This window comes from Streptomyces yamdrokensis (genome assembly GCF_053890455.1).
Genome location: NZ_CM132679.1, coordinates 1,969,590 through 1,995,489 on the forward strand (window position 1 = coordinate 1,969,590; position 25,900 = coordinate 1,995,489).

A 25,900-nucleotide genomic window follows, 5' to 3' on the forward strand; every position below is an offset into this window, starting at 1 on the left:
GAGTACCCGCCCGAGCCTTGGACCGCACTGTCGTCGCATCGCACACCGTCGTGGCGCCGGCGCCCTAAGAGGAGCAGCAGTCTTGCGCGAGTTCAGCCTTCCGGCTTTGTACGAGGTCCCTGCGGACGGCAATCTGACCGACATCGTCCGCAGAAACGCCGCGCAGCACCCCGATGTGGCCGTCATGGCCCGCAAGGTCGGCGGCGTGTGGCAGGACGTGACGGCCACGGCCTTCCTCGCCGAGGTACGGACGGCCGCCAAGGGGCTCATCGCCTCCGGGGTCCGGCCCGGCGAGCGGGTCGCCCTGATGTCGCGCACCCGCTACGAGTGGACGCTGCTCGACTTCGCGATCTGGAGCGCCGGCGCGGTCACGGTGCCGGTGTACGAGACGAGCTCGCCCGAACAGGTGGCCTGGATCCTCGGCGACTCCGGCGCCACCGCCTGTGTGGTGGAGTCGGACTCTCACGCGGCCACGGTCGACGCGGTGCGCGACCGGCTGCCGACGCTGAAGCACGTGTGGCAGATCGACCGCGGCACGGGCGAGGGCGGCGCGGTCGAGGAACTGGGCCTCCTCGGCCGGGACGTCGCCGACGAGACGGTCGAGGAACGCAGCTCCGTCGCCGGGGCCGACGACCCGGCGACCATCATCTACACCTCCGGCACCACCGGCCGCCCCAAGGGCTGCGTGCTCACCCACCGCAGCTTCTTCGTCGAGTGCGGCAACGTCGTGGAGCGGCTGCGTCCCCTGTTCCGGACCGGCGAGTGCTCGGTCCTGCTCTTCCTCCCGCTCGCGCACGTCTTCGGCCGGCTGGTGCAGATCGCGCCGATGATCGCGCCGATCAAACTGGGCTGCGTCCCCGACATCAAGCAGCTCACCGACGAACTGGCCTCGTTCCGGCCGACACTGATCCTGGGCGTGCCGCGGGTCTTCGAGAAGGTCTACAACTCGGCGCGCGCCAAGGCCCAGGCCGACGGCAAGGGCCAGATCTTCGACAAGGCGGCGGACACCGCGATCGCGTACAGCAAGGCGCTGGACACGCCGTCGGGACCGTCCCTCGGCCTGAGGATCAAGTACAGGGTGTTCGACAGACTCGTGTACGGCAAGCTGCGTGCGGTGCTCGGCGGGCGCGGCGAGGCCGCCATCTCCGGTGGCGCCCCGCTGGGCGAGCGCCTCGGCCACTTCTTCCGCGGCATCGGTTTCACGGTGCTGGAGGGCTACGGGCTCACCGAGTCGTGCGCGGCGACCACGTTCAACCCCTGGGACCGGCAGAAGATCGGCACGGTCGGGCAGCCGCTGCCCGGCTCGGTGGTCCGCATCGCCGACGACGGCGAGGTGCTGCTGCACGGCGAGCACCTGTTCAAGGAGTACTGGAACAACCCGGCCGCGACCGCGGAGGCGCTCGCCGACGGCTGGTTCCACACCGGCGACATCGGCACCCTCGACGAGGACGGGTATCTGCGGATCACCGGCCGCAAGAAGGAGATACTCGTCACGGCGGGCGGCAAGAACGTCGCCCCGGCGGTGATCGAGGACCGGATCCGCGCGCACGCGCTGGTCGCGGAGTGCATGGTCGTCGGCGACGGACGGCCGTTCGTGGGCGCGCTGATCACGCTCGACGACGAGTTCCTGGGGCGCTGGGCGGCGGAGCACGGGAAGCCGGAGGGATCGACGGCGGCGTCGCTGAGCGAGGACCCCGAACTGCTGGCGGCGATCCAGGATGCCGTCGACGACGGGAACGCGGCGGTCTCCAAGGCGGAGTCGGTGCGGAAGTTCCGGGTGCTGCCTTCTCAGTTCACGGAGGAGTCGGGGCATCTGACCCCGTCGCTGAAGCTGAAGCGGAACGTGGTGGTGAAGGACTTCGCCCACGAGGTCGAGGCGATCTACGCGAAGTAGGGCCTTTCCGCCCCCGCCGGCCCTCCCCTTCCCGGCCCCGGGGGCGCTGCCCCCGGACCCCTGCTCCTCCCTCGTGCCTCCCCCTCTCTCCTCCCTCGCTCCTCCCTCGCTCCTCAAACGCCGAAGGGGCCGGTTCTGGACCGGAGCAGGGTTTTCAGGGTTTCCGCCAGAAGGTCCCAGCGCCATTTCTCCTCGACCCAGGCCCGGCCCCGTTCGCCCATGCGGTGGCGGAGCCCGGGGTCGGCGAGGAGGGTGATGATGCGGTCGGCGGACTCGCCGGGGGTGTCGCCGCGGACGACCCAGCCGGTCTCGCCGTCGAGGACCGCGTCCGGGGCGCCGCCCGAGTCGCCGGCGACGACGGGCAGGCCGGTCGCCGAGGCCTCCAGGTAGACGATCCCGAGCCCTTCGACGTCCAGTCCCCCGCGCCGGGTCCTGCACGGCATCGCGAAGACGTCGCCGGCCCCGTAGTGGGCGGGCAGCTCGGACCAGGGCACGGCGCCGGTGAAGCGTACGGAGCCGGCCACCCCGGTGTCGTGCGCGAGCCGGCGCAGGTCCTTCTCGTAGGGCCCGCCGCCGACGATCAGCAGCACGGCGTCCGGCTCGGCGGCGAGGATCGCGGGCATCGCGCGGATCAGCGTGTCCTGTCCCTTGCGCGGCACCAGCCGGGAGACGCAGACGACCACCGGACGGTCCGTCAGGCCGAGCCGGGCCCGGACCTCGTCGCCGCCGGAGCCGGGGTGGAAGGTCTTCTCGTCGACCCCGGGCGGCAGTTGCGCCATCCGCGCGGCGGCCTCGGGCGTGAGCGCGCCGGCGATCCGCGAGCGCGTGTACTCGCCGAGGTAGGTGATCGTGTCCGTGGACTCCCCGATCCGGCGCAGCAGTTGCCGGGCCGCGGGCAGCTGCGCCCAGCCCGCCTCGTGGCCGTGGGTGGTGGCCACGATCCGCTCGGCGCCCGCCCGGCGCAGCGCCGGTGCCATCAGCCCGAGCGGCGCGGCCGCCCCGAACCAGACCGAGGTGCACCCGTGTTCGCGCAGCAGCCCGACGGCCTGCCGGGTCGCCTGCGGGGTCGGCAGCAGCATCGGCGTACGGGCGCGTACGACGGTGAAGGGCTGCTCGGCGTCGAAGGCGGCCGTCGCCCGGACGCCTTCCCGGGAGCGTTTCCAGGTCGAGGCGTACACGACGAGCTGTGCGGGATCCAGGCGCAGCGCCATGTTGTGCAGGAACGCCTGGATACCGCCCGGCCTGGGCGGGAAGTCGTTGGTCACGATCAACGTCTTGTGCATCGAGGCAGACCCTACCGAACCGGTGCCTCCGGTCCGCGGGCGCGGCGGTCCGCTGTGGCACTCTCACAGGGGCGCGGGACATCATGGCCCCTCGAGGACCGCACACAGACGCGCGGGGACGCGCGGGGACGGGCAGGGATCACGTGGACACGACAGGCTGGCGCGGGTCTTTGGCCCGGCCGCCGGTGCGCCGGCAGGCTCTCCTCTGGCCTCTGCTGGTGTGGGGCGCGACGAGAGCGCTGCTGCTGCTGTTCGTCCTGAAGGTGCTCGTCTTCCCCGGCCCGGACGTCACCAGCGACGTGTCCGTGATCTACCAGGAGTGGTACGGCGTCCTGCGCGCCGGAACGTTCCCGCTGGACGACGTCACCTGGCAGTACCCGCCCGCGGCGGCCCTGGCGATCCTCTCTCCCGGTCTGCTGCCGTTCCTGGAGTACGCGACCGCGTTCTTCGTCCTGGTGTTCCTCGCCGACCTGGCCACCCTGGCCCTGCTGCTGTACGCGGGCGCACGGCCGGGCCGGACCCGGCTCGGTGCCTGGGTGTGGGTGGCGGGTGTGCCACTGCTCGGACCGACGGTGTACGCCCGCTACGACGTGATGGTGACCGCGGTGGCGGTGGCCGCGCTGCTGGCCGGGACCCGGCGCCCCCGGCTGCTGGGGGCGCTGGTGGCGTTCGGCGCGCTGCTGAAGGTGTGGCCGGCGATGCTGCTGCTCGGTGTCCGCCGGCGTTCCGCGTGGGTGTCGGCCGTGGTGACCGGAGCCGGTGTGGCGGCCGTGTTCGCGGCGCTGATGCCGGGCGCGTTCGCGTTCCTGGGGTTCCAGCGCGACCGGGGTACGGAGGTGGAGTCGCTGGGCGCGCTGGTCTTCCACGTCGCCCGGCACCACGGCTGGGAGGGTGAGGTGCTGCTGAACTACGGCTCGGTGGAGTTCCTCGGCCCGTACGTGGAGTGGGTCAGCGCGGGCGCGATGTTCCTGAGCGGGGCGGCGCTGGCCTGGCTGCTGCTGTGGCGGCTGCAGGCCCGCCGTTTCGAGGCGCACACCTTCGTCGACGCCGCGTTCGTGGCGGTGCTGATGTTCACCACCACCAGCCGGGTGATCAGCCCGCAGTACATGGTGTGGCTGGTCGGGCTCGCCGCGGTCTGCCTGTGCCGTCGTGAGAGCCGGATGCGGCCGCCGGTGGCCCTGGTGCTGGTCGCGTCGTTCGTGACGGTGCTCGAGTTCCCGTTGTGGTTCGCGCACGTCGTGGCCAGTGACGCGCTCGGCGTCACCCTGCTGTTCGTGCGCAACGGCCTGCTGGTGGCGGCCACCTTCCTCGCCGCCCGCACACTGTGGCGCTCGACGGTCACCCACGGCATCCCGGCCGTCCCGGCCCCCGCTCCGACGGCGGCGACCCGCACCGCGAAGGCCCCCGTCTCCCCCTGACCCCGCCCCCGGGCCTGTGCCTCAGTCGAACTGCTCGCGCAGGTAGGCCTGCCACTGCACGGTGAACTCCTCCGGGGCGGTGCCGAGGACCCGCTGCATCGCCTCCTGAACAGCGCCGTCCCGCTGCCCGTGTGCGCCCACCGCCCGGTAGAACGCGCCGAGGCGTTCCTCGCCCCAGCGCTCGGCGATGAGGCGGCAGGCCATCCAGCCGCTCTCGTAGGCGCGGGCGAGGCCGTCGGCGTCGCCGGTGAAGCCGAAGTCGTCGTCGGTCGGCAGCCCGGCGGGCACCTCGCCGTGGCTCACCGCGCGGGCGAGTTCCGGCGCCGCCTCGGCAGGGGGGCGGTCGCCGCCCCGGTAGCCGACCCAGTCGGCGAAACCCTCCGACAGCCACAGCGGGGTCGCGGCGGTGGTGTGCGCGCGGGTGGCGACATGGGTGGTCTCGTGGGTGACGACGACCTGCCGGCCCGGCTCGCCGAGCGTCCCGAAGGCGTCCGGATTGACGATGACGCGGTCCGCGGGCGTCTGCGCGTCGGCGCCGGTCTCGCCGGTGGTGACGGCGGCGATCCCCCGGTAGGAGGAGGCGGGCGAGCCCAGCAGTCCCGCCATGTCCTCCAGGGACCCCGGGACCAGGACGACGACGCGCCGCGCCCAGTCGGATCCCCACGCGTCCGACACCGCGGGCACCGCGCGGTCGGCCAGTGCGGCGTAGTCGCGCAGCTTCGCGTGGGGCCGGCCGACGCCGAGCACCAGGCTCCGTTCGCCGTGCACGGCACGCACCGCGCCCTGGTCCCACAGCTGGCGGCCGGACTTCCCGGCGGGCCGGTCGGAGTCGACGGACCACCGGCCGTCCTCGTCCCGGCTCAGACGCAGGGTGCGGGCGGTGGTGACGGGGGCCCGGTCGTAGCCTTCGACACGGTATCCGAGGTCGGCGTCGGCGGTGGCGGTGTCGCCGGTGCGGTGCACGTCGGTGACCCGGTAGCTCCAGTCGGCCAGGGGCACCTCGCTCAGGTTGTCGTATCCGGCCCGGGTGCCGGTACGGGCGTAGGCCGCGGCGTCATGACCGAGCACGGCGTCGGCCCGCCGGTCGAGCAGCGCCTGCACCTCGGCGCGGACACTGTCGACGGCCGGCCCCTGGCCGCACGCGACCAGGGCGACGAGCAGGGAGACGAGCGGCAGACACCGCGCCGCCACCGGCACCCCGGGCACCCGCCTTCGACCAGCCACCCTTGTGAGGGTACGGCCACCGGCCCCCTGAGGTCGGTCCGCCTCGGCCCCTGCCCGTCCCGCTTCAGACCCTCGTGACCGACGAGACGGGCATCATGCCGACCGGGTCGTAGCGCACGGGGGCGCCGGGGTAGGGGGCGTGGATCACTTGGCCGTTGCCCGTGTACATGCCCACGTGGCTGCCGTCGGGCCGGTAGACGACCAGGTCTCCGGGCCGGGCCTGGGCGAGCGGGACCTGTGTGCCCGCGTGGCGCTGCGCCTGCGAGGTGCGCGGGAGGGCGATCCCCGCCTGCGCGTACGACCACTGCATCAGGCCGGAGCAGTCGAAGCCAAAGGGCCCGTTGGCGCCCCAGACGTAGGGCTTGCCGAGGGCGGAACGGGCGGCGGCGACGGCGGCTGCCGCACGGCCGGAGACGGCGGTGACGCCGTCCGGGACGAGCGGGCCGCCGCGGCCGGAGCGGGCACTGCGCTCGCGCGCGGCGCGCTCGTCGTCGGGGAGGGCGTTGAGCAGCCGCCGGGCCTGGGCGAGTTTGCGCTCGACGGTCTTCTTGTGGGCGGCGACCGCCTTGCGGCTGCGGTCCAGCTCGCCCAGCTTGCGGGAGGCCTCCGCGCGGTCCTGGTCCAGACAGCGCACCGCCTCCTGGAGTTCCCTCAGCTCACCGGCCTGGCGGGCGGTGAGGCGGTCGAGCACCGAGGCCCGCTCGAGGTAGTCCTCGGGGTCGTCGGAGAACAGCAGCGCCAGGGACGGGTCGAGCCCGCCGGAGCGGTACTGCGCGCCGGCCAGCGAGCCGAGCGACTCCCGCATGGTGTTGACGCGCTCCTGCTGCCGGGCGATCTCGTCCCGGGCCGCGTCGACCTGGCCCCGCAGGGTGTCCGCGCGCTCGTCGGCCTTGTTGTACGCCTCGGTCGCCCGCTCGGCCTCCTCGTAGAGGCGCTCCACCGCGGCCCCGGGGTCCTCGTGCGGGGTGGCCGTGGCCGGTACGGCTGAGAGGGCGGCTGCCGCCGCGGACAGGAGACCGACGGTGACGGTGGTGCCCCGGCCAGGGCCGGGGGACGGTTCAAGGCGGCGATGGGACCCCACGGGGAACCGCGCTCCTTCCGCTGACGGACAAGAAACGCGGGAGACAGTAGCCGTGGGAGGGGCGGGCGACCAACGGCCGCGACGGCCCCACACGGTGACACCCCGCCTCCGACGCAGGTCACAGGCGGGGTGTGGGGTCGGCCGGGGCTCCACGATTCCCCCGAACGGGGGCACGCGGCACGCCGTCAGACGCGGACGCCGAACATGAACGGACCGCCGATGGTGTTCATCGACTCGTAGCGGACGACGGTGCCGCTGCGCGGAGCGTGGATGATCTGGCCGTTGCCCGCGTAGAGACCCACGTGGTGCAGGTCATTGAAGAAGAAGACCAGGTCGCCGACCTGGAGCTGGCTCGCCGAGTAGATCTTGGTGCCCGCGCCGGTCTGCGCCTCGGAGGTGCGCGGGATGCCGACGCCGGCCTGGGCGTAGGCCCAGGAGGTGAGGCCCGAGCAGTCGTAGGAGGACGGGCCGGTGGCACCGTAGACGTACGGGGAGCCGAGCTTGCTCTGGGCGGCGGCGAAGGCGGCGCCGGCGCGGCCGGAACCGCTGCCGACCGAGGCGGAGCTGCCGGTGCCGGTGTCGGTGCCGGTGTCGGTGGCCTTGAGGACCTCACGCTCGCTGGCGCGGGTGGCGCGCTCCTCCTCCTCGGCGAGCTGTGCCTTCTCCTCGGCGGTGAGGGTGTTGAGCAGCTTCTGCGCGGCGCCGAGCTTGCTCTGGACTTCCGTCTTCTTCTTGCCCAGTTCGGTGCGGGTGGAGGCGAGGTCCTCGAGCTTCCCGGAGGCCTCGGAGCGCTGCTGGGCGAGCTCGCGCTGCTTCTCCTGGATCTCCTTCAGCGCGTCGACCTGCTGGGTGCTCAGCTGGTCGAGGGCGGACGCCTTGTCGAGGTAGTCGTCCGGGTCGGCGGAGAGGAAGAGCTGGACCGAGGGGTCCATGCCGCCGCTGCGGTACTGGGCGCTGGCCATCGAACCGAGGCCGTCACGCAGTTCGTTGAGCTCCTGCTGGCCCTTGGCGACGTTGTCCTGGATCGTGGAGATCTCCTTCTGGAGCTTCTCCTGCTTCTCCTTGGCGCCGTTGTACTTCTCGGTGGCCTGCTCCGCCTGCTCGTAGAGCTTGTCGACCTTGGCCTTCACCTCGTCCTTGCTCGGCTTCTCGCTGGGGGCCGCGTTGGCGGCCTGCGAACTCAGGACGACGGCAGCTGCGGCAGCGGTGGTGAGCACAGTGACACGTGCCCGGTTCGGCTGCTTGGGACGACGGTGGGACGCCACGGAGGCGAGCTCCTTCTTCCTCCAGCCGCCTACCGACACGCCGGTGGGCGGGGCCTCCGCCGTCGCCACCCCATGTGAACGATCAACCGAGCGGAGGTTCGAGGCCTGACCCTAGTGATTCTCTTGTGATCAGTTCAAATCCCCGGACGTGATTTCTCAGCCACATCGGGTTTCTTTGCCGTCAACTCACCTGCAGTGACGTCGCACTGACGCTGCGCTGCGCCATTATCGCGCCAATTCGGGCAATCGACAGGTACGTTGCGGTTGGGGTATACGTTCCTGATGGGGCGTACCGCGCTTTGTGTCCTACGCCCGGGAGAAGCGCCTCAGCAGGACCGCGGACGCGACCGGGCGGGCGCCCGCGCGGGCGACTCCGTCGGCGACCTCACGGTCGGTGGAGACGACGATGACGGGCCGCCCCGGCGGCTCGGCGCGGACCAGCTGGCGGATCAGCTCGTCGGCGGTGACACCCGGCTTGGAGAACAGCACGCGCACCCCGCGCGGCGGCGCGAGCAGGACGGGGGCGGCCAGTTCGGCCCCGTCGAAGACGCAGGTGGCCTCGGCGCCGGTCTGCGCGGCGAGCTGGGCGAGCTGGCCCAGGAGCCGCAGGCGCTGCTTCTCCAGGGGCATCTGGGGATAGCCGGTCTTGGTGACGTTGTAGCCGTCGACGACGAGATGCGCCTGCGGCAGCGCCAGCAGCTGGTCGAGGATGGCGGGGTCGTTCTCGGACAGCGCGCGGGCGGCGATGTCCTTGGGGGTCATGCTGCCGGGCTCGACGGCGTCCACGGTCTCGGCGGGCCGGACGGACACGGGAGGCAGTGCGAGCTCTCGGCGGAGCCCCTGGGCGGCGTCCAGCACGGTGTCCAGGAGCAGGCGCACCCGCATGTCCTCGACGCTGCGGCCCTCGCGGGCGGCCCGGCGGGCGGCCTCGAGGGCCGCCTCGGACTCGCCGAGGCGTGCCTTGAGCCGCCGGGACTCGCTCTCGGCGGCGGACACCTGGGCCTGCCCGTCGGCACGGACGGCGTCCATCTCGCCCTGCAGTCTGCGCAGCGCCGCCGCACCGCGCTTGACGTCGCTGAGCGCGGACCGCAGCTTGCGGTGCACGGAGTCCGCTTCCTTCCTGGCCGCTTCCAGGTCGGCGCGCAGCCGCTCGGTCTCGGCCTTGGTGTGCTCGCGGGCGCGGGCGAGTTCGCCGCGCAGCCGCTCCAGCTCGGCGCGGGTCTCGTCGTCGGCGCGCTCGGCGTCGGCCCGCTGGGCCTCCTCACCGGCGGCGGTCACCAGTTTCACCCAGCCGGGCGGCCGCATGACGTAGGCCGCGGCCGCCACGTCCAGCGGGTCCGCGGCCGGGGGCGGGGAGCCTGATTCGAGGACGCCGGCCAGTTCCGGCTGGGCCTCTCTCAGCCGTTCCCCGATGCGCTGGCGGAACAGCGGATCGGTCTCCAGGGCGGCGGCCATCGCGTTGCCGGCGAACTTGGCGCGGCGGCTCGGGGTGAACCGGGCGTACTGCCTGAGCTGGGTGGGCAGCTCGGAGACGGTCAGCCCGCCGAAGCCGTCGGAGACGATCTGGACGACCCGGCGGCGCACGCCGTCGGGCAGCGGACGGTCGAACACCTCGGCGGCGGCGCCGTCCTCCTGCCCTCCGCCCGCGGTCTCCACCATCCGTCACACCCCAATGCCTGTGTCCGACCCCGCGTACGGGGTCCCCTGGGCGGGGCCCGCTCCACTCAGGAGCCGGCGCCCGGCCTGTCGACGAGTTCCACCTGGTCCACGGCGTTGCACCAGCGGCAGCGCACCGACTCGATCGTCTCACCGAGGACCTCGCGCTCCTCGACCTTCGGCTCCCCGGCCAGATCGAGGTGGACGTACTCCACGACCTTGGACGAGCGGGTCACGTCGAACCGGGTGAGGTTGCCGCAGAGGGTGCAGCGCCACCGCGTCGAGGCAGTCGGCAGGGGAACCGTCATCGTGGCTGTTCGCCTTCCTTCCAGTGTCCGTGACGCGCCGGGCACCCGGCGCGTGTGGCACGTAACCCTACGGCCTGGCGGGTCTTCGCCGCCCGCCCGTCCACGGCGGCGAGGCGGTCCGTGCGGTTGCGTCCGCTTACGTCATGCTCTGTGTTCATGATCCGCAACTGGGGCGCGACGGCTGCCGGGGCGCTGAAACGCCCGTCGGCGCCGGTGACCCACGCCCTCATCGCCGCGTGCTGCCTGGTCTTCCTCATCGGGCCGGCGTCGGGGCTCGATCCGGGGTACGGGAGCGGGGAGGAACTGCTCGCCGCGCAGCGCGGCTATTTCCGCCACTGGGGCGTGATCCCCGCAGACGTGTTCGAAGGATCCCTCTGGAGCGCCCTCACCCCCGCCACGGCCCTGTTCGTCCACGGCAGCTGGGTGCATCTGCTCGGCAACATGCTCTTCCTCCATGTCTTCGGGACGATGACCGAGGCACGGATGGGCCCTCTGCGGTTCTTCCTGTTCTACGTCGGCTGCGGCTACCTCGCCCTGCTCGGGTACGCCGTCGCCAACGCGGACGCGACCCAGTCCCTGGTCGGCGCCTCGGGGGCGATCTCGGGGGTCCTCGGCGCGTTCCTCTTCCTGTTTCCCCGGGCGCGGGTGACCAGTCTGCTGCCGTTCCTGTTCTTCCTGCCGGTGCGCTTCCCGGCCTGGGTGGTGCTGCCGTTCTGGGCGGCGCTGCAGTGGCTGGCGGCGGGACGGGCCTCCGAGGGGCCGGGAGTGGCGTACCTGGCCCACCTGGTGGGCTTCGTGCTGGGCTTCTGCTGGGCGTGGGTGCGGTTCGCGGCGACGACTACAGTGAGAACAGCCCCAGCTCCGGCCCCCGAGGGAGAGAACCAGCAGTGATCACCGCGATCGTCCTCATCAAGACCAGCGTGGACCGGATCCCCGAGATCGCGGAGCGGATCGCCGCGCTGGACAGCGTCAGCGAGGTCTTCTCCGTCACCGGCACCTACGACCTGATCGCCATGGTCCGGGTCAGGGAGCACGAGGACCTGGCGGAGGTCATCCCGGGCCGGATCAACAAGATCCCGGGCGTGGAGGGCACCGACACGCACGTGGCGTTCCGCACGTACTCGCAGCACGACCTGGAGGCCGCGTTCGCGATCGGCCTGGACAGCTGAGCGGTCCGGCCCGGGGCGCCAGGGCTGCCCGGTACGGCGGAGGGGGCCGGGGCGGACCCGCGTACCGGGGCGGGTGACCGGGGCTCAGGCGGAGGTGTCCGGCACGCAACGGCCGTCGACCGTGCGGTAGCGCCGGCGGGCACCGTCGCGCACGAGCTCGCGGACCGCGCGGACGAAGCGCTCCACGTGTTCGTCCGGTGTGCCCGCGCCGAAGCTGACGCGGATCGCGTTGAGGGACGTCTCGCCGGGCACCGTCCCGGGGGCGCCGCACTCGCCCCGGTCCTGCGGTCCGCCGCCGCGCAGGGCGCGCAGCAGCGGGTGGGCGCAGAACAGTCCGTCCCGTACGCCGATGCCGTACTCGGCGGAGAGGGCCGCGGCGAAGTGGGAGCTGTTCCAGCCGTCGACGACGAAGGAGAGCACGCCGACGCGCGGCGCGCCGTCCCCGAACAGGGACAGGAACCGCACCTCGGGCACGTCCGCGAGCCCGTCCCGTACGGTGCGGATCAGCCGCTCCTCGTGGGCGGCCAGCGCGCCGAACCCGGCCGTGCCGAGCGCTTTACAGGCCGAGGCGACGGCGTGGGCGCCGATGACGTTGGGCGAGCCGGCCTCGTGGCGGGCGGCGCCCTCGTGCCACTGGACGTCCACTCCCCCGTCCGCCCGCCGGGCGACCCTGCGACTGGCGCCGCCGCCCGCGAGGTAGGGCTCGGCCCGGCGCAGCCAGTCCGAGCGGCCGGCCAGGACACCGGTGCCGAACGGGGCGTACAGCTTGTGCCCGGAGAAGGCGACCCAGTCGACGTCCAGCTCGCGCAGGCTCACCGCGCGGTGCGGGGCGAGCTGGGCGGCGTCCAGGACGATCCGGGCGCCGTGCGCGTGGGCGGCGGCGGCCAGCTCCCGTACGGGCCACAGCTCTCCGGTGACGTTGGAGGCGCCGGTGACGCAGACCAGGGCGGGGCCGTGGGGGTCGCGGGCGGCGAGGGCGTGCTCCAGGGCCCGTACGGCCTGCTCCGGGCTGCCCGGGGCGTCGAGGAAGGTGACGCGGGCGCCGCGCCAGGGCAGCAGGGCGGCGTGGTGCTCGGTCTCGAAGACGAAGACCTGGCAGTCGTCCGGGAGCGCGGCGGCGAGCAGGTTGAGCGAGTCGGTGGTGGACCGGGTGAAGACCACCTGGTCCCGCTCGCGGCAGTCGAGGAACTCGGCGACGGTCCCGCGGGCGTTCTCGAACAGCTCGGTGGAGAGCTGGGAGAGGTGGCCGGCGCCGCGGTGGACGCTGCCGTAGTACGGCGCGTACGCGGCCACGTCGTCCCACACGCGCTGGAGCGCCGGGGCGCTGGCGGCGTAGTCGAGCGCGGCGTAGGTGACCTCCCCGCCGGTGACGAGCGGAACGGTGACGTCCCGGCCGAGCACGGGCAGCGGGGCACAGCCGGACGGGGCGACGGCATCGGCGGTGGGAACAGCGGAAGGAGCGGAAGGAGCGGAAGGAGCGGAAAGAGGGGAAAGGGTGGAAACGGACATGGCTGGACTCCCGTGACAGCAGGCGGAATCACCACGCGAGCGCGCACGGCTCGAGCGTGGGAGAGGGTGGAGAGGAATCTGCAAAGGCGGGGCTCTGCGGCCTGGAAAGGCCCGTCAGAAGCGCCCTAACGCATTCGCTTGCTCAACGGAAGGCTCCCTCGAACGACCAGGACCCCTGGTGTCTCACTCGATCGAGTGCGAGGGGTCCGCGCTTGCCGCGAGCCCTGCTGCTCACGGCCTGGTCCTCACCCGGGGCACCCCGCCACGGACGGAGGGTTGCCGGACAGCCGGCCGGGGCCTGATGGCTGTCGCTCATGACCTGGTCCCACATCCTGCCACACGGGCCCGCACCACGCGCAAGGCGCGGTCCGGATCCTGGACGGACCGGACCGCGCCCTCACACCTGCCGTACCGCTCGCACGCGGCTCACGCGTTGCTGACCAGCACCCAGCGCTCCAGAACCCGCCGGGCGCTGCCCGAGTCGATCGACTCGGCGGCCTTGGCCATCCCGGCCCGGATCTGCTCCGCCAGCGTCCCCGTGCCCGGCTCGAGCGCCACCAGCGCCGCCGCCGAGTTCAGCAGCACCGCGTCCCGCACCGGGCCGCGCTCGCCGTCCAGCACCCGCCGGGCGACCTCCGCGTTGTACGAGGCGTCGGCGCCGCGCAGGGCCTCCAGGGGCACGGGCTCGATGCCGACGTCCCGCGGGTCGAAGCGTTCCTCGGTCACCTTGCCGTCCCGGACCACCCACACGGTCGAGGGTCCGGTGGTGGTCAGCTCGTCGAGACCGTCGTCGCCGCGGAACACCAGCGAGGAGTGGCCGCGTCCGGCGAACACGCCGGCCATGATCGGAGCCATCCTCGGGTCGGCGACCCCGACGGCCTGGGACCGGACCCGGGCCGGGTTGGCCAGCGGGCCCAGGAAGTTGAACACCGTCCGGATGCCGAGCTGTCCTCGCGCGGCCGCCACATGGCGCAGCGCCGGGTGGAACCTCACCGCGAAGCAGAAGGTGATCCCGGCTTCCTCGGCGACCTCGGCGACCCGCTGCGGGGTCAGTTCCAGGTTGACTCCGAGCTTCTCGAGGACGTCGGAGGCACCGGACGCGGAGGAGGCGGCCCGGTTGCCGTGCTTGACGACCTTCGCCCCGGTGCCGGCGATGACGATGGAGGACATCGTGGAGATGTTCACCGTCCTGGCGCCGTCGCCGCCGGTGCCGACGATGTCGACGGTCGCGCCGGGCACCTCGATGCCGATGGCGTGGTCGTACATCGCCCGGACGCAGCCGGTGATCTCCTCGACGGTCTCGCCCTTGGCCCGCAGGGACACGGCGAACCCGGCGATCTGCGCGTCGGTGGCCTCGCCGCGCATGATCAGGTCCATCGCCCAGGCGGTGTCGTCGGCGGACAGGTCGCGGCCGTCGAGCAGGCCGTTCAGCAGGGCGGGCCAGGAGCGGCCCGCCGCGGTGTCGCCTCCTGCGGGGGTCACAGCGCTCATCGGCCGCTCCTGGGTCCTCGACGTCCTCGGCAGACGGATGGGTCTTCGACGGACGGATGGCTGGGGGTTTCGTCACCACCCTATCGATTCCGGGGCACGACGAAGGGCCCCCGTCCGGTCCTCGGACGGGGGCCCTTCGCAGTCGTGTGGCGACTTGGCCGCCTGGGAAGGCGGTGGAGGCGGTGAGGGGATCAGTGGTGGCCGTGGCCGCTCGTGATCTCCTTGTACTCCTCGGCGGTCGGCTTCGGGATCTGGGACTCCTCGCCGTAGTAGCCCTTGCTGAGCTTGGCGCGCAGCTTCTCCAGCGGCTTCACCTTGCGCTCGACACCGTTCTCGTCGACGAGCGGGCCGATCTCGGCCGGCTTGTACTGCTCGTGCGCCGTGAGGGTGTGCAGCTGCTCCTGGCTGAGCGGCTCGTGGACCTCGATGAACTCACCGTGCGGCAGGCGCTTGATGATGCCCGACTCGCGGCCGTGCAGCACCTTGTCCCGGTCCCGGCGCTGGAGGCCGAGACAGATCCGCTTGGTGACGATGAACGCGATGACCGGTCCGACGAAGAACCCGATCCGGACGAACCAGGTGACCGCGTTGATCGAGAGGTTGAAGTGCGTGGCGATGATGTCGTTGCCGCCGCCGATCAGCGTGATCATGTAGCCGGTGACCCAGGCGACACCCAGCCCCGTCCGGGTCGGGGCGTTGCGCGGCCGGTCCAGGATGTGGTGCTCGCGCTTGTCCCCGGTCACCCAGGATTCGATGAACGGGTAGACCGCGATCGCCCCGAGGAAGACTCCGAAGATCACGAGTGGGATGAAGACGCCCAGGGCCAGCGTGTAACCCCAGAAGTTGATCTCCCAGCCGGGCATGGCACGGACCAGGCCCTCGGCGAAGCCCATGTACCAGTCGGGCTGGGCTCCGGTGGAGACCATGTCCGGCCGGTAGGGGCCGATGTTCCAGATCGGGTTGATCGTCGCGATCGCCGAGACGGCGGCCAGCACGCCGAAGACCAGGAAGAAGAAGCCTCCGGCCTTCGCCATGTACACCGGCAGCAGCGGCATGCCCACGACGTTGTTGTTGGTCTTGCCGGGGCCCGCGAACTGCGTGTGCTTGTGGTAGAAGACCAGGATCAGGTGCGCCACCACGAGGCCGAGCATGATGCCCGGCAACAGCAGGATGTGGATCGAGTAGAACCGGGCGACGAAGTCGTCCCCCGGGAACTCCCCGCCGAACAGGAACATCGAGATGTACGTGCCGACGATCGGCACGGACAGGATCGCGCCCTGCGTGAAGCGGACACCGGTGCCGGAGAGCAGGTCGTCCGGGAGCGAGTAACCGGTGAAGCCGGTGAACATGCCGAGGACGAGCAGCAGGAAGCCGAACAGCCAGTTGATCTCACGCGGCTTGCGGAACGCGCCGGTGAAGAAGACGCGCATCATGTGCACGAACATGCCGGCGATGAAGACGATCGCGGCCCAGTGGTGGATCTGCCGGATCAGCAGACCGCCGCGGACGTCGAAGCTGATGTCGAGCGTCGACTTGTACGCCTCGCTCATCAGCTGGCCCTGCATCGGGATGTAGCTGCCGTGGTACTCCACCTCGTTCATCGACGGGTGGAAGAACAGCGTCAGGTACACACCCGTGAGGATGATGATGAGGAAGCTGTAGAGGCAGATCTCACCCAGCATGAACGACCAGTGGTCGGGGAAGATCTTGCGCATGTTGGCCTTGGCCAGGGAGTAGATCCCCAGCCGGCCGTCGGCCCAGTCGGCGACGCGTTCGCCGGCCGGGGCCTTTCCGCGCGAGCGACCCGGGCGGTCGGCGCCCGACGGATTCGTGGTGCTGGTCGTAGTACTCATCCGCGCTCCCAGAACGAAGGACCGACGGGCTCTTCGAAGTCGCCGAGCGCCTCGAGATAGCCCTCGTCGTTCACACCGATGCGCAGCTGCGGCAGGGCGTGACCCGCGGGACCGAAGATGACCCGGGCCCCGTCGGCAAGGTCGAAGGTGGACTGGTGGCAGGGGCACAGCACGTGGTGCGTCTGCTGCTCGTACAGGGAGATCGGGCAGCCGACGTGGGTGCAGATCTTCGAGTACGCGACGATGCCCTCGTGCGACCACTCGAGCTCGCGCTTGTCCTTGATGTCCTCCGGCTCGATGCGGACGAGCATCAGGGCGGCCTTGGCGATCTCGTTCAAGAACCCGTGCTCGTGCTCGTCCAGGCCCTCGGGCTTGGCGAAGGTCAGCGAGCCCACGAGGATGTCGGACGGCCGCATGGGCTCGTCCGTGTTCATGTTGATGAGCAGCTTGCCCTTGGCCCACAGGGTGTGGCGGAGCTTGTCCTCGGGCAGCGGCCCGAGGTCGCGCAGGAGGACCACGCCGGAGAGCGGGAACAGGGCCAGCGCACCGAACATCGTGTTGCGGATCAGCTTGCGCCGACCGATCACGGACTCCTTCGCGCCCTGGCGGAAGTCGTCCATGACCTGCTCACGGACCTCCGGCGACGCGGAGACCGGGTGCCGCTCGTCGGCGAGCTCGTGGTCCGACATCAGCGTGCGGGCCCAGTGGACCGCGCCGGCGCCGATGGTGAACAGGGCCACGCCCAGGGTCAGGCCCAGCGCGAAGTTCAACGCGTTGATGTGCCCGATCGTGAAAACGTAGATCGACTCGTCGTGCGGGATCGTCACGAACGAGACGATGAAACCGACGGTGGCCAGCATCGACAGCGTGAACAGGAGGGCGACCGTACGCTCGGACCGCTTGGCGGCCCGTTCGTCGATGTCCTGGATCCTGTGCTCGTGGGGCGGCAGGCCCGGGTCCGCGAGCGGGTTCTCCTCGTCCGCGACGCGTACCGCGCCGTGCGGGGTGTCCTGCGCGGCAGGCATCTTCTCTTCGGGGGTCTCTTGGCTACTCATGACTTCTTGGCCTTTGCGGTCCGGGCTGCGACCCACACGGCGACGGCGATGCAGGTGCCGAGGCCGAAGATCCAGCCGAAGAGGCCTTCGCTGACCGGGCCGAGCCCGCCCAGCGACATACCGCCGGGGCTCACGCTGTCACTGCTGTTGACCGTCTTGACGTAGGCGATGATGTCCTTCTTGTTCTGCTCCGACAGCGAACCGTCGGGGAAGGAAGGCATGCTCTGCGGGCCGGTCAGCATGGCCTGGTAGATGTGCTTGGGGTCCACGTCCTCCAGGTTCGGGGCGTACTTGCCGTGCGTGAGCGCACCGCCCTTGCCGGTGAAGTTGTGGCACTGCGCGCAGTTGTTGCGGAACAGCTCACCGCCCTTGGCGATGTCGGCGCCCTCGGGGCCGTACTGCTCCTCGGTGGGAACGGCCGGGCCGGCGCCCAGGGAGGCGATGTACGCCGCCAGCTGGTCGATCTCGGCCTGGGTGTAGACGACCTTCTTCTGCGGAATCTGCGCGGCCTGCGAGGTGGCGGCCGGCATACGGCCGGTGCCCACCTGGAAGTCGACGGCCGCCGCACCCACGCCGACCAGGGTCGGGCCGTCGGTGGTGCCCTGCCCACCGGTGCCGTGGCAGCTGGCACAGCCGACCGCGTAGAGCTTCTTGCCCTCCTCGATGGTGAGGGATTGGGCGGTTTCGTCGGCCTGCGCCTTGCTCGCGGGTGCGAACACGGCGTACAGCCCCCCGGTGCATGCCAGCGCGAGGAGCAGGACGACGAGCGCTGCCAACGGGTGGCGTCGTCGTGCGGAGAGCTTTTTCACGGATTACCCCGGTGTCAGGATCTTCTGCGTCGATGCTTCTGGTGGGTGCGCTTCTTCGAGCGCGCGGATTCGGGTCCGCCTACTTGATCATGTAGATCGTGGCGAAGAGACCGATCCAGACGACATCGACGAAATGCCAGTAATAGGACACGACGATGGCCGCCGTCGCCTGGTCATGGGTGAACCTCCGAGCCGCGTAGGTCCGGCCCAGGACGAGCAGGAAGGCGAAGAGACCGCCCAGCACGTGCAGGCCGTGGAAACCGGTGGTCAGGTAGAAGACCGAGCCGTAGGGGTCGGAGGAGAGGGACAGGCCCTCGTGCTTGACCAGCTCGGTGTACTCGAGGACCTGACCGCCGATGAAGACCGCACCCATGATGAACGTGACGATGAACCACGCCCGGAGCTTCTTCACGTCACCGCGCTCGGCGGCGAAGACGCCGAGCTGGCAGGTGAGGGAGGAGAGCACCAGGATCGTGGTGTTCGCCAACGCGAACGGGAAGTTCAGCGTGTCGGCCTTCTCCGACCAGAAGTCGGGGCCGGTCACCGATCGCAGGGTGAAGTACATTGCGAAGAGGGCCGCGAAGAACATCAGCTCGGAACTCAGCCAGATGATGGTTCCGACGCTGGTGAGGTTCGGTCGATTGACCGACGGGTGCGCGTGCCCGGTGTCTACTGTCGTTGCTGTCGCCACGCCGACATTATGTCGGTCGCTTATCCCGCCCTCACCCCGGGGGGTGCTGTTCGGAGTGTCCGCCCCTCCTGTACTGCCCGGATGGCCCATCGAAGCGGTGTCCGAACCGGTGTCGACGGGCTGCCGGAAGGAGTAGCATCCGCGCCATCGGCACCACTGGTGCCCGATGATGCCGTGCCCCCTCACAAGCGTGGAGGAACAATGCAGGCGACCGCCACGGTGCTGGTCTACAGCGACAATTCCGGCACCCGGGAGCAGGTGCGGCTCGCCACCGGCCGGCGGCCCGCCCCGGACGTGCCCGTCGTGGAGTTCGTGGAGTGCGCGACCCTCCCGGCCGTCCTCAAGGAGCTGGAGCGGGGCGGGATCGACGTCTGCGTCCTGGACGGCGAGGCGACCCCCGTGGGCGGCATGGGCGTGTGCCGGCAGATCAAGGACGAGATCTTCCGGTGCCCGCCGGTGCTGCTGCTCATCGGCCGGCCCCAGGACGCCTGGCTGGCCACCTGGAGCCGCGCGGAGGCCGCTGTGACGCTGCCGGTGGAGCCGGTGGAGTTCGCCTCGGCCCTCGCCTCCCTGCTGCGCGAGAAGCACGCCCTGAACGCTTAGGGGCCCTTGCACTATGAGCGCCCGTCCGGCGGATCATGCCGGAGACGCGGGGGCCGGCACACCCTCCCCCGAGCTCTCGGCTCCTCCCTCCGTGAGCGGGGAGGGACCCCCGTCGCGTCGACGCCCTCCTCCGCCTTGCGGCTGGACGCACCAGCCCCCGCCTGCCCCAGCCGGACAGCTGCCGTCGGTCGCCTCCGGCTTGATCCGCCGGACGGGCCCCAGGGCCCTGTCCCGGAGCCCGCCGGCCGGCGCTCAGGCCGACTGGGGGCGCAGGCGTGCCTTCTCCTCGGCGACGGGGCCGGCCTTGGTGCCGCCCGTCAGGGCGCTGCCCTCGCGCCATTGGTCCCAGCTGAGGTTCCAGTCTCCGAAGCCGTTGCCGAACGGCTCCATGGTGTCGCCGTCCGAGTTGACGACCTCGACGAGGTCGCCCTGGCCGAACGTGTCGAAGAACCACTCGGCGTCACCGGTGCTCATGCCGACGCAGCCGTGGCTGACGTTGGCGTAGCCCTGGGAGCCGACGGACCAGGGGGCGGCGTGCACGTACTCACCGCTCCAGGTCACCCTGGTGGCGAAGTGGACCGGCATGTCGTACGACTCGGAGGAGCCTTCGGCGATGCCGATGCTGGTGCTGCGCATACGTACGAGGCGTTCCTTGCCGAGGACGACCTTGACGCCGTTGCGGGTCTCGAAGCCGGGCTTGCCGGCGGTGACGGGGATCGTCCTGATCTCCTCGCCGCTCTTGTAGACCTTCATCCGGTGTGCGGCGGCGTCGGCGACGGCTATGACCCGGTCGCCGGTGCTGAGGGTCAGTGACGCGGCCTTGGTACCCCTCAGCCGGTCGCCGATCCGGATGCCCTCCAGGTTGCTGCGCATCCTGACGGTGGCGTTCTCGGGCCAGTAGTCCTTCGGGCGGAAGTGGAGCAGCTTGTCGTCCACCCAGTGCCAGGCGCCGTCCGCCGCGGGTGCGGAGGACACCTTCAGACCGCGTTCCACGACGGCGCGCTGGGCGGGGTCCCGGACCGGCGCGGTCAGCTCGGCGGTGAGCGGCTGGCCGACGCCGTAGGTGCCCGTTCCGGGGCCGAAGGTGACACCGAGGCTCTTGGCGGCGGTGGGCCTGCCGGTGGTGAAGGTGAGGACCTTGCGGCCCCGCGTCCCGTCCTCGTCCTCGGTGCTGACCCGGACCGTGTAGTCGGCGTCGGCGACGAGCGGGGAGGTGCTGTGCCAGCGGCTGCCGTCGGCGGCGAGTTCGCCCGTCAGGTGACGGCCGGCGGCGTCCGCGGCCGTGACGTCGGTGATGCGCCCGTCGGAGTCCTCGGTGACGATCTCCAGGGGCTTGTCGGGGTCGGCCTTCCTCCCTTCCAGAAGGCCGCTGAAGCTGATCCGGTCCGCCGCGTCGTAGGGCTCGGCGGACAGCGGGTCGCCGCCCGAGGAGCAGCCGGTGACGCCCGCGCCGAGGGCGATCACCAGCAGCGCGCAGCCGGCGGCGGTGCGGTTTCGTGGATCACGTCTCATGACCTCACGCTAGAAAGACTCGTCAACTGCGGCGCGCTGGAGGACTCGAACGAGTGACACACATTGCGGCAGACGCGGCGCAGGGCCCGGACGCCCCCGAGGGGGTGTCCGGGCCCTGCGCGTGTCGCCCGTCCTACGGGGCGTACCGCCGGCGCGTACTACTGGGTGCGGTTCTCACCGCGGTAGTACTCGAAGACCCAGCCCCAGAGGCCGAGCAGGAGCAGCGGTGCCGCGAAGTACATCAGCCACCAGCCGACGGCGACGGACAGGAAGGCGATCGCGCCACCGAGGCCGAGACCGAGCGGCTGCCAGCTGTGCGGGCTGAAGAACCCGACCTCGCCGGCGTCGTCGGCGACGTCCGCCTCCTTGTCGTCCTGAGGGCCCACGTCGACCCGCCGGGCGGTGAAGCCCAGGTAGAAGCCGATCATGATGCTCAGGCCGAAGGCCAGGAAGAGGCCCGTGGTGCCGACCGGCTCCTTCGCCCACACGCCGTAGACGATCGCCACGGCGAGCAGGAAGGCGCTCAGCCAGATGAACATCTTGCCCTGGATCTTCACTTGCCGGCCTCCTTGCCACCGGAGAGGACCTTCTCACCGTGACCGGTGTTCTCGAGCTGGTCGAGCGCGGCGATCTCCGGGTGGTGCAGGTCGAACGCCGGGGATTCGCTGCGGATCCGCGGCAGGGAGGTGAAGTTGTGCCGCGGCGGCGGGCAGGACGTCGCCCATTCGAGCGAACGGCCGTAGCCCCACGGGTCGTCGACCTCGATTTTCCTGCCGTACTTGGCCGTCTTCCAGACGTTGTAGAAGAACGGCAGCATCGACATGCCGAGCAGGAACGACGCGATGGTCGAGACCGTGTTCAACGCGGTGAAGCCGTCGGCGGCCAGGTAGTCCGAGTAACGGCGCGGCATGCCCTCGGCACCCAGCCAGTGCTGGACCAGGAACGTGCCGTGGAAGCCGGCGAACAGCGTCCAGAAGGTGATCTTCCCGAGGCGTTCGTCGAGCATCTTGCCGGTGAACTTCGGCCACCAGAAGTGGAAGCCGGCGAACATCGCGAAGACGACCGTGCCGAACACCACGTAGTGGAAGTGCGCCACCACGAAGTACGAGTCCGAGACGTGGAAGTCCAGCGGCGGCGAGGCCAGGATGACACCCGTCAGACCACCGAAGAGGAAGGTCACCAGGAAGCCCGCCGACCAGAGCATCGGTGTCTCGAAGCTCAGTGACCCCTTCCACATGGTACCCAGCCAGTTGAAGAACTTCACACCGGTGGGGACCGCGATCAGGAAGGTCATGAAGGAGAAGAACGGCAGCAGCACACCGCCCGTGACGTACATGTGGTGCGCCCACACCGTCACCGACAGACCCGCGATCGCGATGGTCGCGCCGATCAGTCCCATGTAGCCGAAGATCGGCTTGCGGGAGAAGACCGGGATGATCTCGGAGACGATGCCGAAGAACGGCAGCGCGATGATGTACACCTCCGGGTGGCCGAAGAACCAGAACAGGTGCTGCCAGAGCAGCGCCCCGCCGTTGGCCGGGTCGAAGATGTGCGCCCCGAACTTCCGGTCCACCTCCAGCGCGAACAGCGCCGCCGCGAGCACCGGGAAGGCGAGCAGGACCAGCACACCGGTCAGCAGCACGTTCCAGGTGAAGATCGGCATGCGGAACATCGTCATGCCGGGAGCGCGCATGCAGATGATCGTGGTGATGAAGTTGACCGCGCCGAGGATCGTGCCGAAGCCGGAGAGCGCCAGACCCATGATCCACATGTCGGCGCCGACACCCGGCGAGCGGATGGCGTCCGACAGCGGGGAGTAGGCGAACCAGCCGAAGCTGGCGGCCCCGTCCGGGGTGAGGAAGCCGCCGACCGCGATGAGCGAGCCGAACAGGTAGAGCCAGTAGGCGAACATGTTCAGCCGCGGGAAGGCGACGTCGGGCGCGCCGATCTGGAGCGGCATGATCCAGTTCGCGAAACCGGCGAACAGCGGCGTCGCGAACATCAGCAGCATGATCGTGCCGTGCATCGTGAACGCCTGGTTGAACTGCTCGTTCGACATGACCTGCAGGCCCGGCCGGGCCAGCTCGGCGCGCATGACGAGCGCCATCACGCCACCGATGCAGAAGAACACGAACGACGTCACCAGGTAGAGCGTGCCGATCGTCTTGTGGTCGGTGGTGGTGAGCCACTTGACGATCACGTTGCCGGGCTGCTTGCGCCGGACCGGCTGCTCGCTCTCGTAGGAGCCCACAGACGCTGCGGCACCCTGGGGTTCATTGAGGATGCTCACAGGATGTTCGCCTCCCGGTTCTTCTCGTGGCTCGTCTGCTCGATGCCGGCGGGGGCGTAACCGGTCTGCCCCTTCTCCGCGAGTTCCCGGAGGTGCTGCTCGTAGCGCTCGGGAGAGACGACCTTCACGTTGAACAGCATCCGGGCGTGGTCCACGCCGCAGAGCTCGGCGCACTTGCCGAGGAAGGTGCCCTCACGGTTGGGGGTCACCTCGAAGGCGTTGGGGTGCCCCGGGATGACGTCCTGCTTCATCAGGAACGGCACCACCCAGAAGGAGTGGATGACGTCCCGCGAGGTCAGGACGAAGCGGACCCGCTGGCCCTCGGGCAGCCACAGGGTGGGGCCCGGGTTGTTGGTCTGCGGGTTCCGCGTGGAGGGGAACCCGCAGTCGTTGACACCGCCGGCGTCGGCCGGGAAGGCCTCCTTGTAGCGGTCCGGGACTCCGTCGAGCTCCTTGGCGGTCTTGGCGTCGCCGGTGGAGCCCTCGACGTTCTCGATGTAGTTGAAGCACCAGCCCCACTGGAAGCCGACGACGTTCACGGTGACGTCCGGCTTCGCCTCGAGCCTCATGAGCTCGGATTCGTCACGGGCCGTGAAGAAGAAGAAGACCGAGACGATGATGAGCGGAACCACGGTGTACAGCGCCTCGATGGGCATGTTGTACCGGGTCTGCGGAGGTACCTCGACCTTGGTGCGGCTGCGCCGGTGGAAGAAAGCACTCCACAGGATCAGACCCCACACCAGCACGCCGATGGCGAGCGCGGCGGCCCAGGACCCCTGCCAGAGGGAGAGGATCCGGGGAGCCTCTTCCGTGGTGGGGGTGGGCATACCGAGGCGAGGGAAGTCCTCCCATGTGCAACCGGTGGCGGTTGCCAGGACCAGGCCCGCGGTCAGTGCCTGCAGCAGCTTCCGCTGCATCGGGCGCCGCGGCTTGGGGGTACCTCCCACGCCCTTCAGGCAGTGGGGGAGGTCGGAGCCGTTGGGACTCACGTAGCGCCTTCCCGAGAGTCTCGCCCGCGCTGTACGGCTGCGGCCTGGCCTTCTCGCTGGTCGGTCGCCGCCCTGCGTCGGGCAGGGGTTTGGATGTTTATGCGGACCAAACCCTAGCCGACGCCTTTCGGGGGCTCGCGGGGAGGGGGGCATACGCGCCGCCCGTCACCCCGAAGGGGTGGGGAGGCGCACCCAATGGCCGGGAGTGCGGCTTGTGCGGTGCCGGCGACCGAGCCCGGCAGGCACGGAGGGCCAGGGGTGCGCACTTGCCTGGTCCTCCACCTTCCCTGCCCTCCCTCACTCTTCTCGGCCGGGTCCGCGGCCTACCGTTGCCGTATGCCCTACTTCGACGCCGCGTCCGCCGCCCCGCTCCATCCCGTCGCCCGTCAGGCCCTGTTGGCCGCGCTGGACGAGGGGTGGGCCGATCCGGCGCGGCTGTACCGGGAGGGCAGGCGGGCCCGGCTGCTGCTGGACGCGGCGCGCGAGGCGGCGGCGGAGGCGGTGGAATGCCGCCCGGACGAGTTGGTGTTCACGCCGTCCGGCACGCGGGCGGTGCACGCCGGGATCGAGGGGGCGCTGGCCGGGCGCCGGCGCGTGGGGCGCCACCTGATCGTGTCGGCGGTCGAACATTCTTCTGTACTCCATGCGGCCGAAGTCCACGAGGCGCGGGGCGGTTCGGTCACCGAGGTCGGGGTGGACCGGACGGGTGCCGTGGCCCCGGACGCGTTCGCCGGGGCGCTGCGGCCGGACACCGCGCTGGCCTGTCTCCAGTCGGCCAACCACGAGGTGGGGACGGTGCAGCCGGTGGCCGAGGTGGCCGGGGCGTGCCGGGCGGCGGGTGTGCCGCTGCTGGTGGACGCGGCCCAGTCGCTGGGCTGGGGGCCGGTGGCGGGCGACTGGTCGCTGCTCACGGCGAGCGCCCACAAGTGGGGCGGCCCGTCGGGTGTCGGACTGCTCGTGGTGCGCAAGGGGACGCGGTTCGCTCCCCAGGGGCCGCTGGACGAACGGGAGTCGGGGCGGGCGGCCGGATTCGAGAACATCCCGGCGGTGGTGGCCGCGGCGGCCTCGCTGCGGGCGGTGCGCGCCGAGGCGGCCGAGGAGGCGGCCCGTCTGCGGGAACTGACGGAGCGGATCCGCGCGCGGGTGCCGGAGGTGGTGCCGGAGGTGGAGGTGACCGGCGATCCGCGGCGGCGGCTGCCGGGGATCGTCACCTTCTCCTGTCTCTATGTCGACGGGGAGACGGTGCTGCACGAGCTGGACGCCGCCGGCTTCTCCGTGTCGTCGGGTTCGTCGTGCACGAGCAGCACGCTCACCCCGAGCCATGTGCTGAGGGCGATGGGGGTGCTGAGCGAGGGCAACGTCCGCGTCTCGCTGCCGCCGGGGACACCGGCCGGGGACGTCGAGCGGTTCCTGGCGGTCCTGCCGGGGGTGGTGGCGGGGGTACGGGAGAAGCTGGGGGCGCCGGTGACGGCCGGGGGCGTACGGGGCGCGGAGCAGAACGACGAGCTGGGCGGCGCCCCGCTCGTGGACGCGCCGGCCGGCGGTGCCGCGGCAGGCGATGCGCTGGTCGTGGACGCGCTGGGCCGGCGGTGCCCGGTCCCGGTGATCGAGCTGGCCCGGGTGATCGGCGACGTGCCCGTGGGCGGCACGGTACGGGTCCTCGCGGACGACGAGGCCGCCCGGCTGGACATCCCGGCGTGGTGCGAGATGCGCGGGCAGGAGTACGTGGGTGAGGAACCGGCGGACCGGGGCTCGGTCTACGTGGTCCGCCGGATCTCGTGAACGACGGGGGTCCGGGAC

Annotated in this window: 22 protein-coding genes and 1 riboswitch; of the genes, 6 read left to right on the forward strand and 16 right to left on the reverse strand. The window is 71.1% G+C overall.

Features of this window, described 5'->3' with window-relative positions; all coding sequences use genetic code 11:
* Positions 1-82 precede the first annotated feature (82 nt).
* On the forward strand, positions 83-1,894 hold the full coding sequence (locus ACWZEH_RS08250; RefSeq protein WP_456196999.1) for an AMP-dependent synthetase/ligase: 1,812 nt from the start codon (positions 83-85) through the stop codon (positions 1,892-1,894).
* 113 nt (positions 1,895-2,007) lie between these two features.
* On the opposite strand, the gene ACWZEH_RS08255 is transcribed toward ACWZEH_RS08250, so the two are convergent.
* A complete protein-coding gene (locus ACWZEH_RS08255; protein WP_456197001.1) occupies positions 2,008-3,177 on the reverse strand; it encodes a glycosyltransferase family 4 protein in 1,170 nt (389 codons plus the stop codon).
* Positions 3,178-3,320: 143 nt separating this feature from the next.
* Between ACWZEH_RS08255 and ACWZEH_RS08260 the strand changes: the two genes are divergently transcribed.
* The gene (locus tag ACWZEH_RS08260) at positions 3,321-4,595 is read left to right on the forward strand and encodes a glycosyltransferase 87 family protein (protein WP_456197002.1); all 1,275 of its coding nucleotides are present in this window, start codon (positions 3,321-3,323) and stop codon (positions 4,593-4,595) included.
* Positions 4,596-4,616: 21 nt separating this feature from the next.
* Here the strand turns inward: ACWZEH_RS08260 and ACWZEH_RS08265 are convergent, their stop codons facing one another.
* The 5 genes from ACWZEH_RS08265 to ACWZEH_RS08285 all read right to left on the reverse strand — a co-directional run bounded on the left by ACWZEH_RS08265 (position 4,617) and on the right by ACWZEH_RS08285 (position 10,129).
* Positions 4,617-5,819: a hypothetical protein gene (locus tag ACWZEH_RS08265; RefSeq protein ID WP_456197003.1), complete on the reverse strand. Its 1,203-nt coding sequence runs from the start codon at positions 5,817-5,819 to the stop codon at positions 4,617-4,619.
* A 64-nt stretch (positions 5,820-5,883) separates the two neighbouring features.
* Complete coding sequence (locus tag ACWZEH_RS08270; protein WP_456197004.1) at positions 5,884-6,900, reverse strand: C40 family peptidase; 1,017 nt, start codon at positions 6,898-6,900, stop codon at positions 5,884-5,886.
* A 185-nt stretch (positions 6,901-7,085) separates the two neighbouring features.
* Positions 7,086-8,165 carry a C40 family peptidase gene (locus ACWZEH_RS08275; protein ID WP_456197006.1) on the reverse strand — a complete coding sequence of 360 codons (1,080 nt, stop codon included), beginning with the start codon at positions 8,163-8,165 and terminating at the stop codon, positions 7,086-7,088.
* A gap of 306 nt (positions 8,166-8,471) precedes the next feature.
* Positions 8,472-9,824, reverse strand: coding sequence for an NYN domain-containing protein (locus tag ACWZEH_RS08280; RefSeq protein WP_456197008.1), 1,353 nt, complete (start codon positions 9,822-9,824; stop codon positions 8,472-8,474).
* 65 nt (positions 9,825-9,889) lie between these two features.
* Entirely contained in the window at positions 9,890-10,129 is a 240-nt protein-coding gene (locus ACWZEH_RS08285) for a hypothetical protein (RefSeq protein WP_042165845.1), read from the reverse strand.
* Positions 10,130-10,285: 156 nt separating this feature from the next.
* Between ACWZEH_RS08285 and ACWZEH_RS08290 the strand changes: the two genes are divergently transcribed.
* Both ACWZEH_RS08290 and ACWZEH_RS08295 read left to right on the forward strand, forming a co-directional pair.
* Complete coding sequence (locus ACWZEH_RS08290) at positions 10,286-11,020, forward strand: rhomboid family intramembrane serine protease (protein WP_456197010.1); 735 nt, start codon at positions 10,286-10,288, stop codon at positions 11,018-11,020.
* The gene (locus ACWZEH_RS08295) at positions 11,017-11,298 is read left to right on the forward strand and encodes an Lrp/AsnC family transcriptional regulator (RefSeq protein WP_257849471.1); all 282 of its coding nucleotides are present in this window, start codon (positions 11,017-11,019) and stop codon (positions 11,296-11,298) included. The genes ACWZEH_RS08290 and ACWZEH_RS08295 overlap by 4 nt, the downstream gene beginning before the upstream one ends.
* Positions 11,299-11,382: 84 nt before the next feature.
* On the opposite strand, the gene ACWZEH_RS08300 is transcribed toward ACWZEH_RS08295, so the two are convergent.
* The 6 genes from ACWZEH_RS08300 to ctaE all read right to left on the reverse strand — a co-directional run bounded on the left by ACWZEH_RS08300 (position 11,383) and on the right by ctaE (position 18,706).
* Positions 11,383-12,807 (reverse strand): aminotransferase class V-fold PLP-dependent enzyme, encoded by a 1,425-nt coding sequence (locus ACWZEH_RS08300; protein WP_456197011.1) that lies wholly within the window; start codon positions 12,805-12,807, stop codon positions 11,383-11,385.
* A 203-nt stretch (positions 12,808-13,010) separates the two neighbouring features.
* Positions 13,011-13,127: riboswitch (SAM riboswitch) on the reverse strand.
* A gap of 106 nt (positions 13,128-13,233) precedes the next feature.
* The gene (trpD, locus tag ACWZEH_RS08305; protein ID WP_456197013.1) at positions 13,234-14,298 is read right to left on the reverse strand and encodes an anthranilate phosphoribosyltransferase; all 1,065 of its coding nucleotides are present in this window, start codon (positions 14,296-14,298) and stop codon (positions 13,234-13,236) included.
* Between the two features lie 191 nt (positions 14,299-14,489).
* Complete coding sequence (gene qcrB, locus ACWZEH_RS08310; protein ID WP_456197014.1) at positions 14,490-16,151, reverse strand: cytochrome bc1 complex cytochrome b subunit; 1,662 nt, start codon at positions 16,149-16,151, stop codon at positions 14,490-14,492.
* Positions 16,148-17,206: a cytochrome bc1 complex Rieske iron-sulfur subunit gene (qcrA, locus tag ACWZEH_RS08315; protein WP_456197016.1), complete on the reverse strand. Its 1,059-nt coding sequence runs from the start codon at positions 17,204-17,206 to the stop codon at positions 16,148-16,150. Before qcrA ends, qcrB begins: the two co-directional genes overlap by 4 nt.
* Entirely contained in the window at positions 17,203-18,015 is an 813-nt protein-coding gene (qcrC, locus tag ACWZEH_RS08320) for a cytochrome bc1 complex diheme cytochrome c subunit (protein ID WP_456197018.1), read from the reverse strand. Before qcrC ends, qcrA begins: the two co-directional genes overlap by 4 nt.
* Before the next feature lie 79 nt (positions 18,016-18,094).
* Positions 18,095-18,706: an aa3-type cytochrome oxidase subunit III gene (gene ctaE / locus ACWZEH_RS08325; protein ID WP_456197019.1), complete on the reverse strand. Its 612-nt coding sequence runs from the start codon at positions 18,704-18,706 to the stop codon at positions 18,095-18,097.
* Between the two features lie 201 nt (positions 18,707-18,907).
* Between ctaE and ACWZEH_RS08330 the strand changes: the two genes are divergently transcribed.
* Positions 18,908-19,309 (forward strand): DNA-binding transcriptional response regulator, encoded by a 402-nt coding sequence (locus tag ACWZEH_RS08330; protein WP_456197021.1) that lies wholly within the window; start codon positions 18,908-18,910, stop codon positions 19,307-19,309.
* Between the two features lie 252 nt (positions 19,310-19,561).
* Here the strand turns inward: ACWZEH_RS08330 and ACWZEH_RS08335 are convergent, their stop codons facing one another.
* From ACWZEH_RS08335 to ctaC, 4 genes are all read right to left on the reverse strand, one after another.
* The gene (locus ACWZEH_RS08335) at positions 19,562-20,821 is read right to left on the reverse strand and encodes a L,D-transpeptidase (protein WP_456197023.1); all 1,260 of its coding nucleotides are present in this window, start codon (positions 20,819-20,821) and stop codon (positions 19,562-19,564) included.
* 158 nt (positions 20,822-20,979) lie between these two features.
* Positions 20,980-21,378 carry a cytochrome c oxidase subunit 4 gene (locus tag ACWZEH_RS08340; RefSeq protein ID WP_456197025.1) on the reverse strand — a complete coding sequence of 133 codons (399 nt, stop codon included), beginning with the start codon at positions 21,376-21,378 and terminating at the stop codon, positions 20,980-20,982.
* A complete protein-coding gene (gene ctaD / locus ACWZEH_RS08345) occupies positions 21,375-23,111 on the reverse strand; it encodes an aa3-type cytochrome oxidase subunit I (RefSeq protein WP_456197027.1) in 1,737 nt (578 codons plus the stop codon). The genes ACWZEH_RS08340 and ctaD overlap by 4 nt, the downstream gene beginning before the upstream one ends.
* Positions 23,108-24,100 carry an aa3-type cytochrome oxidase subunit II gene (ctaC, locus tag ACWZEH_RS08350; protein WP_456197029.1) on the reverse strand — a complete coding sequence of 331 codons (993 nt, stop codon included), beginning with the start codon at positions 24,098-24,100 and terminating at the stop codon, positions 23,108-23,110. Before ctaC ends, ctaD begins: the two co-directional genes overlap by 4 nt.
* Before the next feature lie 336 nt (positions 24,101-24,436).
* Between ctaC and ACWZEH_RS08355 the strand changes: the two genes are divergently transcribed.
* A complete protein-coding gene (locus tag ACWZEH_RS08355; protein ID WP_456197031.1) occupies positions 24,437-25,882 on the forward strand; it encodes a cysteine desulfurase/sulfurtransferase TusA family protein in 1,446 nt (481 codons plus the stop codon).
* Positions 25,883-25,900 lie beyond the last annotated feature (18 nt).

Coding starts and splice junctions, on each gene's coding strand:
- ACWZEH_RS08355 (WP_456197031.1), top strand. CDS start 24,437: ATGCCCTACTTCGACGCCGCGTCCGCCGCCCCGCTCCATCCCGTCGCC.
- ACWZEH_RS08280 (WP_456197008.1), bottom strand. CDS start 9,824: ATGGTGGAGACCGCGGGCGGAGGGCAGGAGGACGGCGCCGCCGCCGAG.
- ACWZEH_RS08290 (WP_456197010.1), top strand. CDS start 10,286: ATGATCCGCAACTGGGGCGCGACGGCTGCCGGGGCGCTGAAACGCCCG.
- trpD (WP_456197013.1), bottom strand. CDS start 14,298: ATGAGCGCTGTGACCCCCGCAGGAGGCGACACCGCGGCGGGCCGCTCC.
- ACWZEH_RS08285 (WP_042165845.1), bottom strand. CDS start 10,129: ATGACGGTTCCCCTGCCGACTGCCTCGACGCGGTGGCGCTGCACCCTC.
- ACWZEH_RS08330 (WP_456197021.1), top strand. CDS start 18,908: ATGCAGGCGACCGCCACGGTGCTGGTCTACAGCGACAATTCCGGCACC.
- ACWZEH_RS08255 (WP_456197001.1), bottom strand. CDS start 3,177: ATGCACAAGACGTTGATCGTGACCAACGACTTCCCGCCCAGGCCGGGC.
- qcrA (WP_456197016.1), bottom strand. CDS start 17,206: ATGAGTAGCCAAGAGACCCCCGAAGAGAAGATGCCTGCCGCGCAGGAC.
- ACWZEH_RS08300 (WP_456197011.1), bottom strand. CDS start 12,807: ATGTCCGTTTCCACCCTTTCCCCTCTTTCCGCTCCTTCCGCTCCTTCC.
- qcrB (WP_456197014.1), bottom strand. CDS start 16,151: ATGAGTACTACGACCAGCACCACGAATCCGTCGGGCGCCGACCGCCCG.
- ACWZEH_RS08335 (WP_456197023.1), bottom strand. CDS start 20,821: ATGAGACGTGATCCACGAAACCGCACCGCCGCCGGCTGCGCGCTGCTG.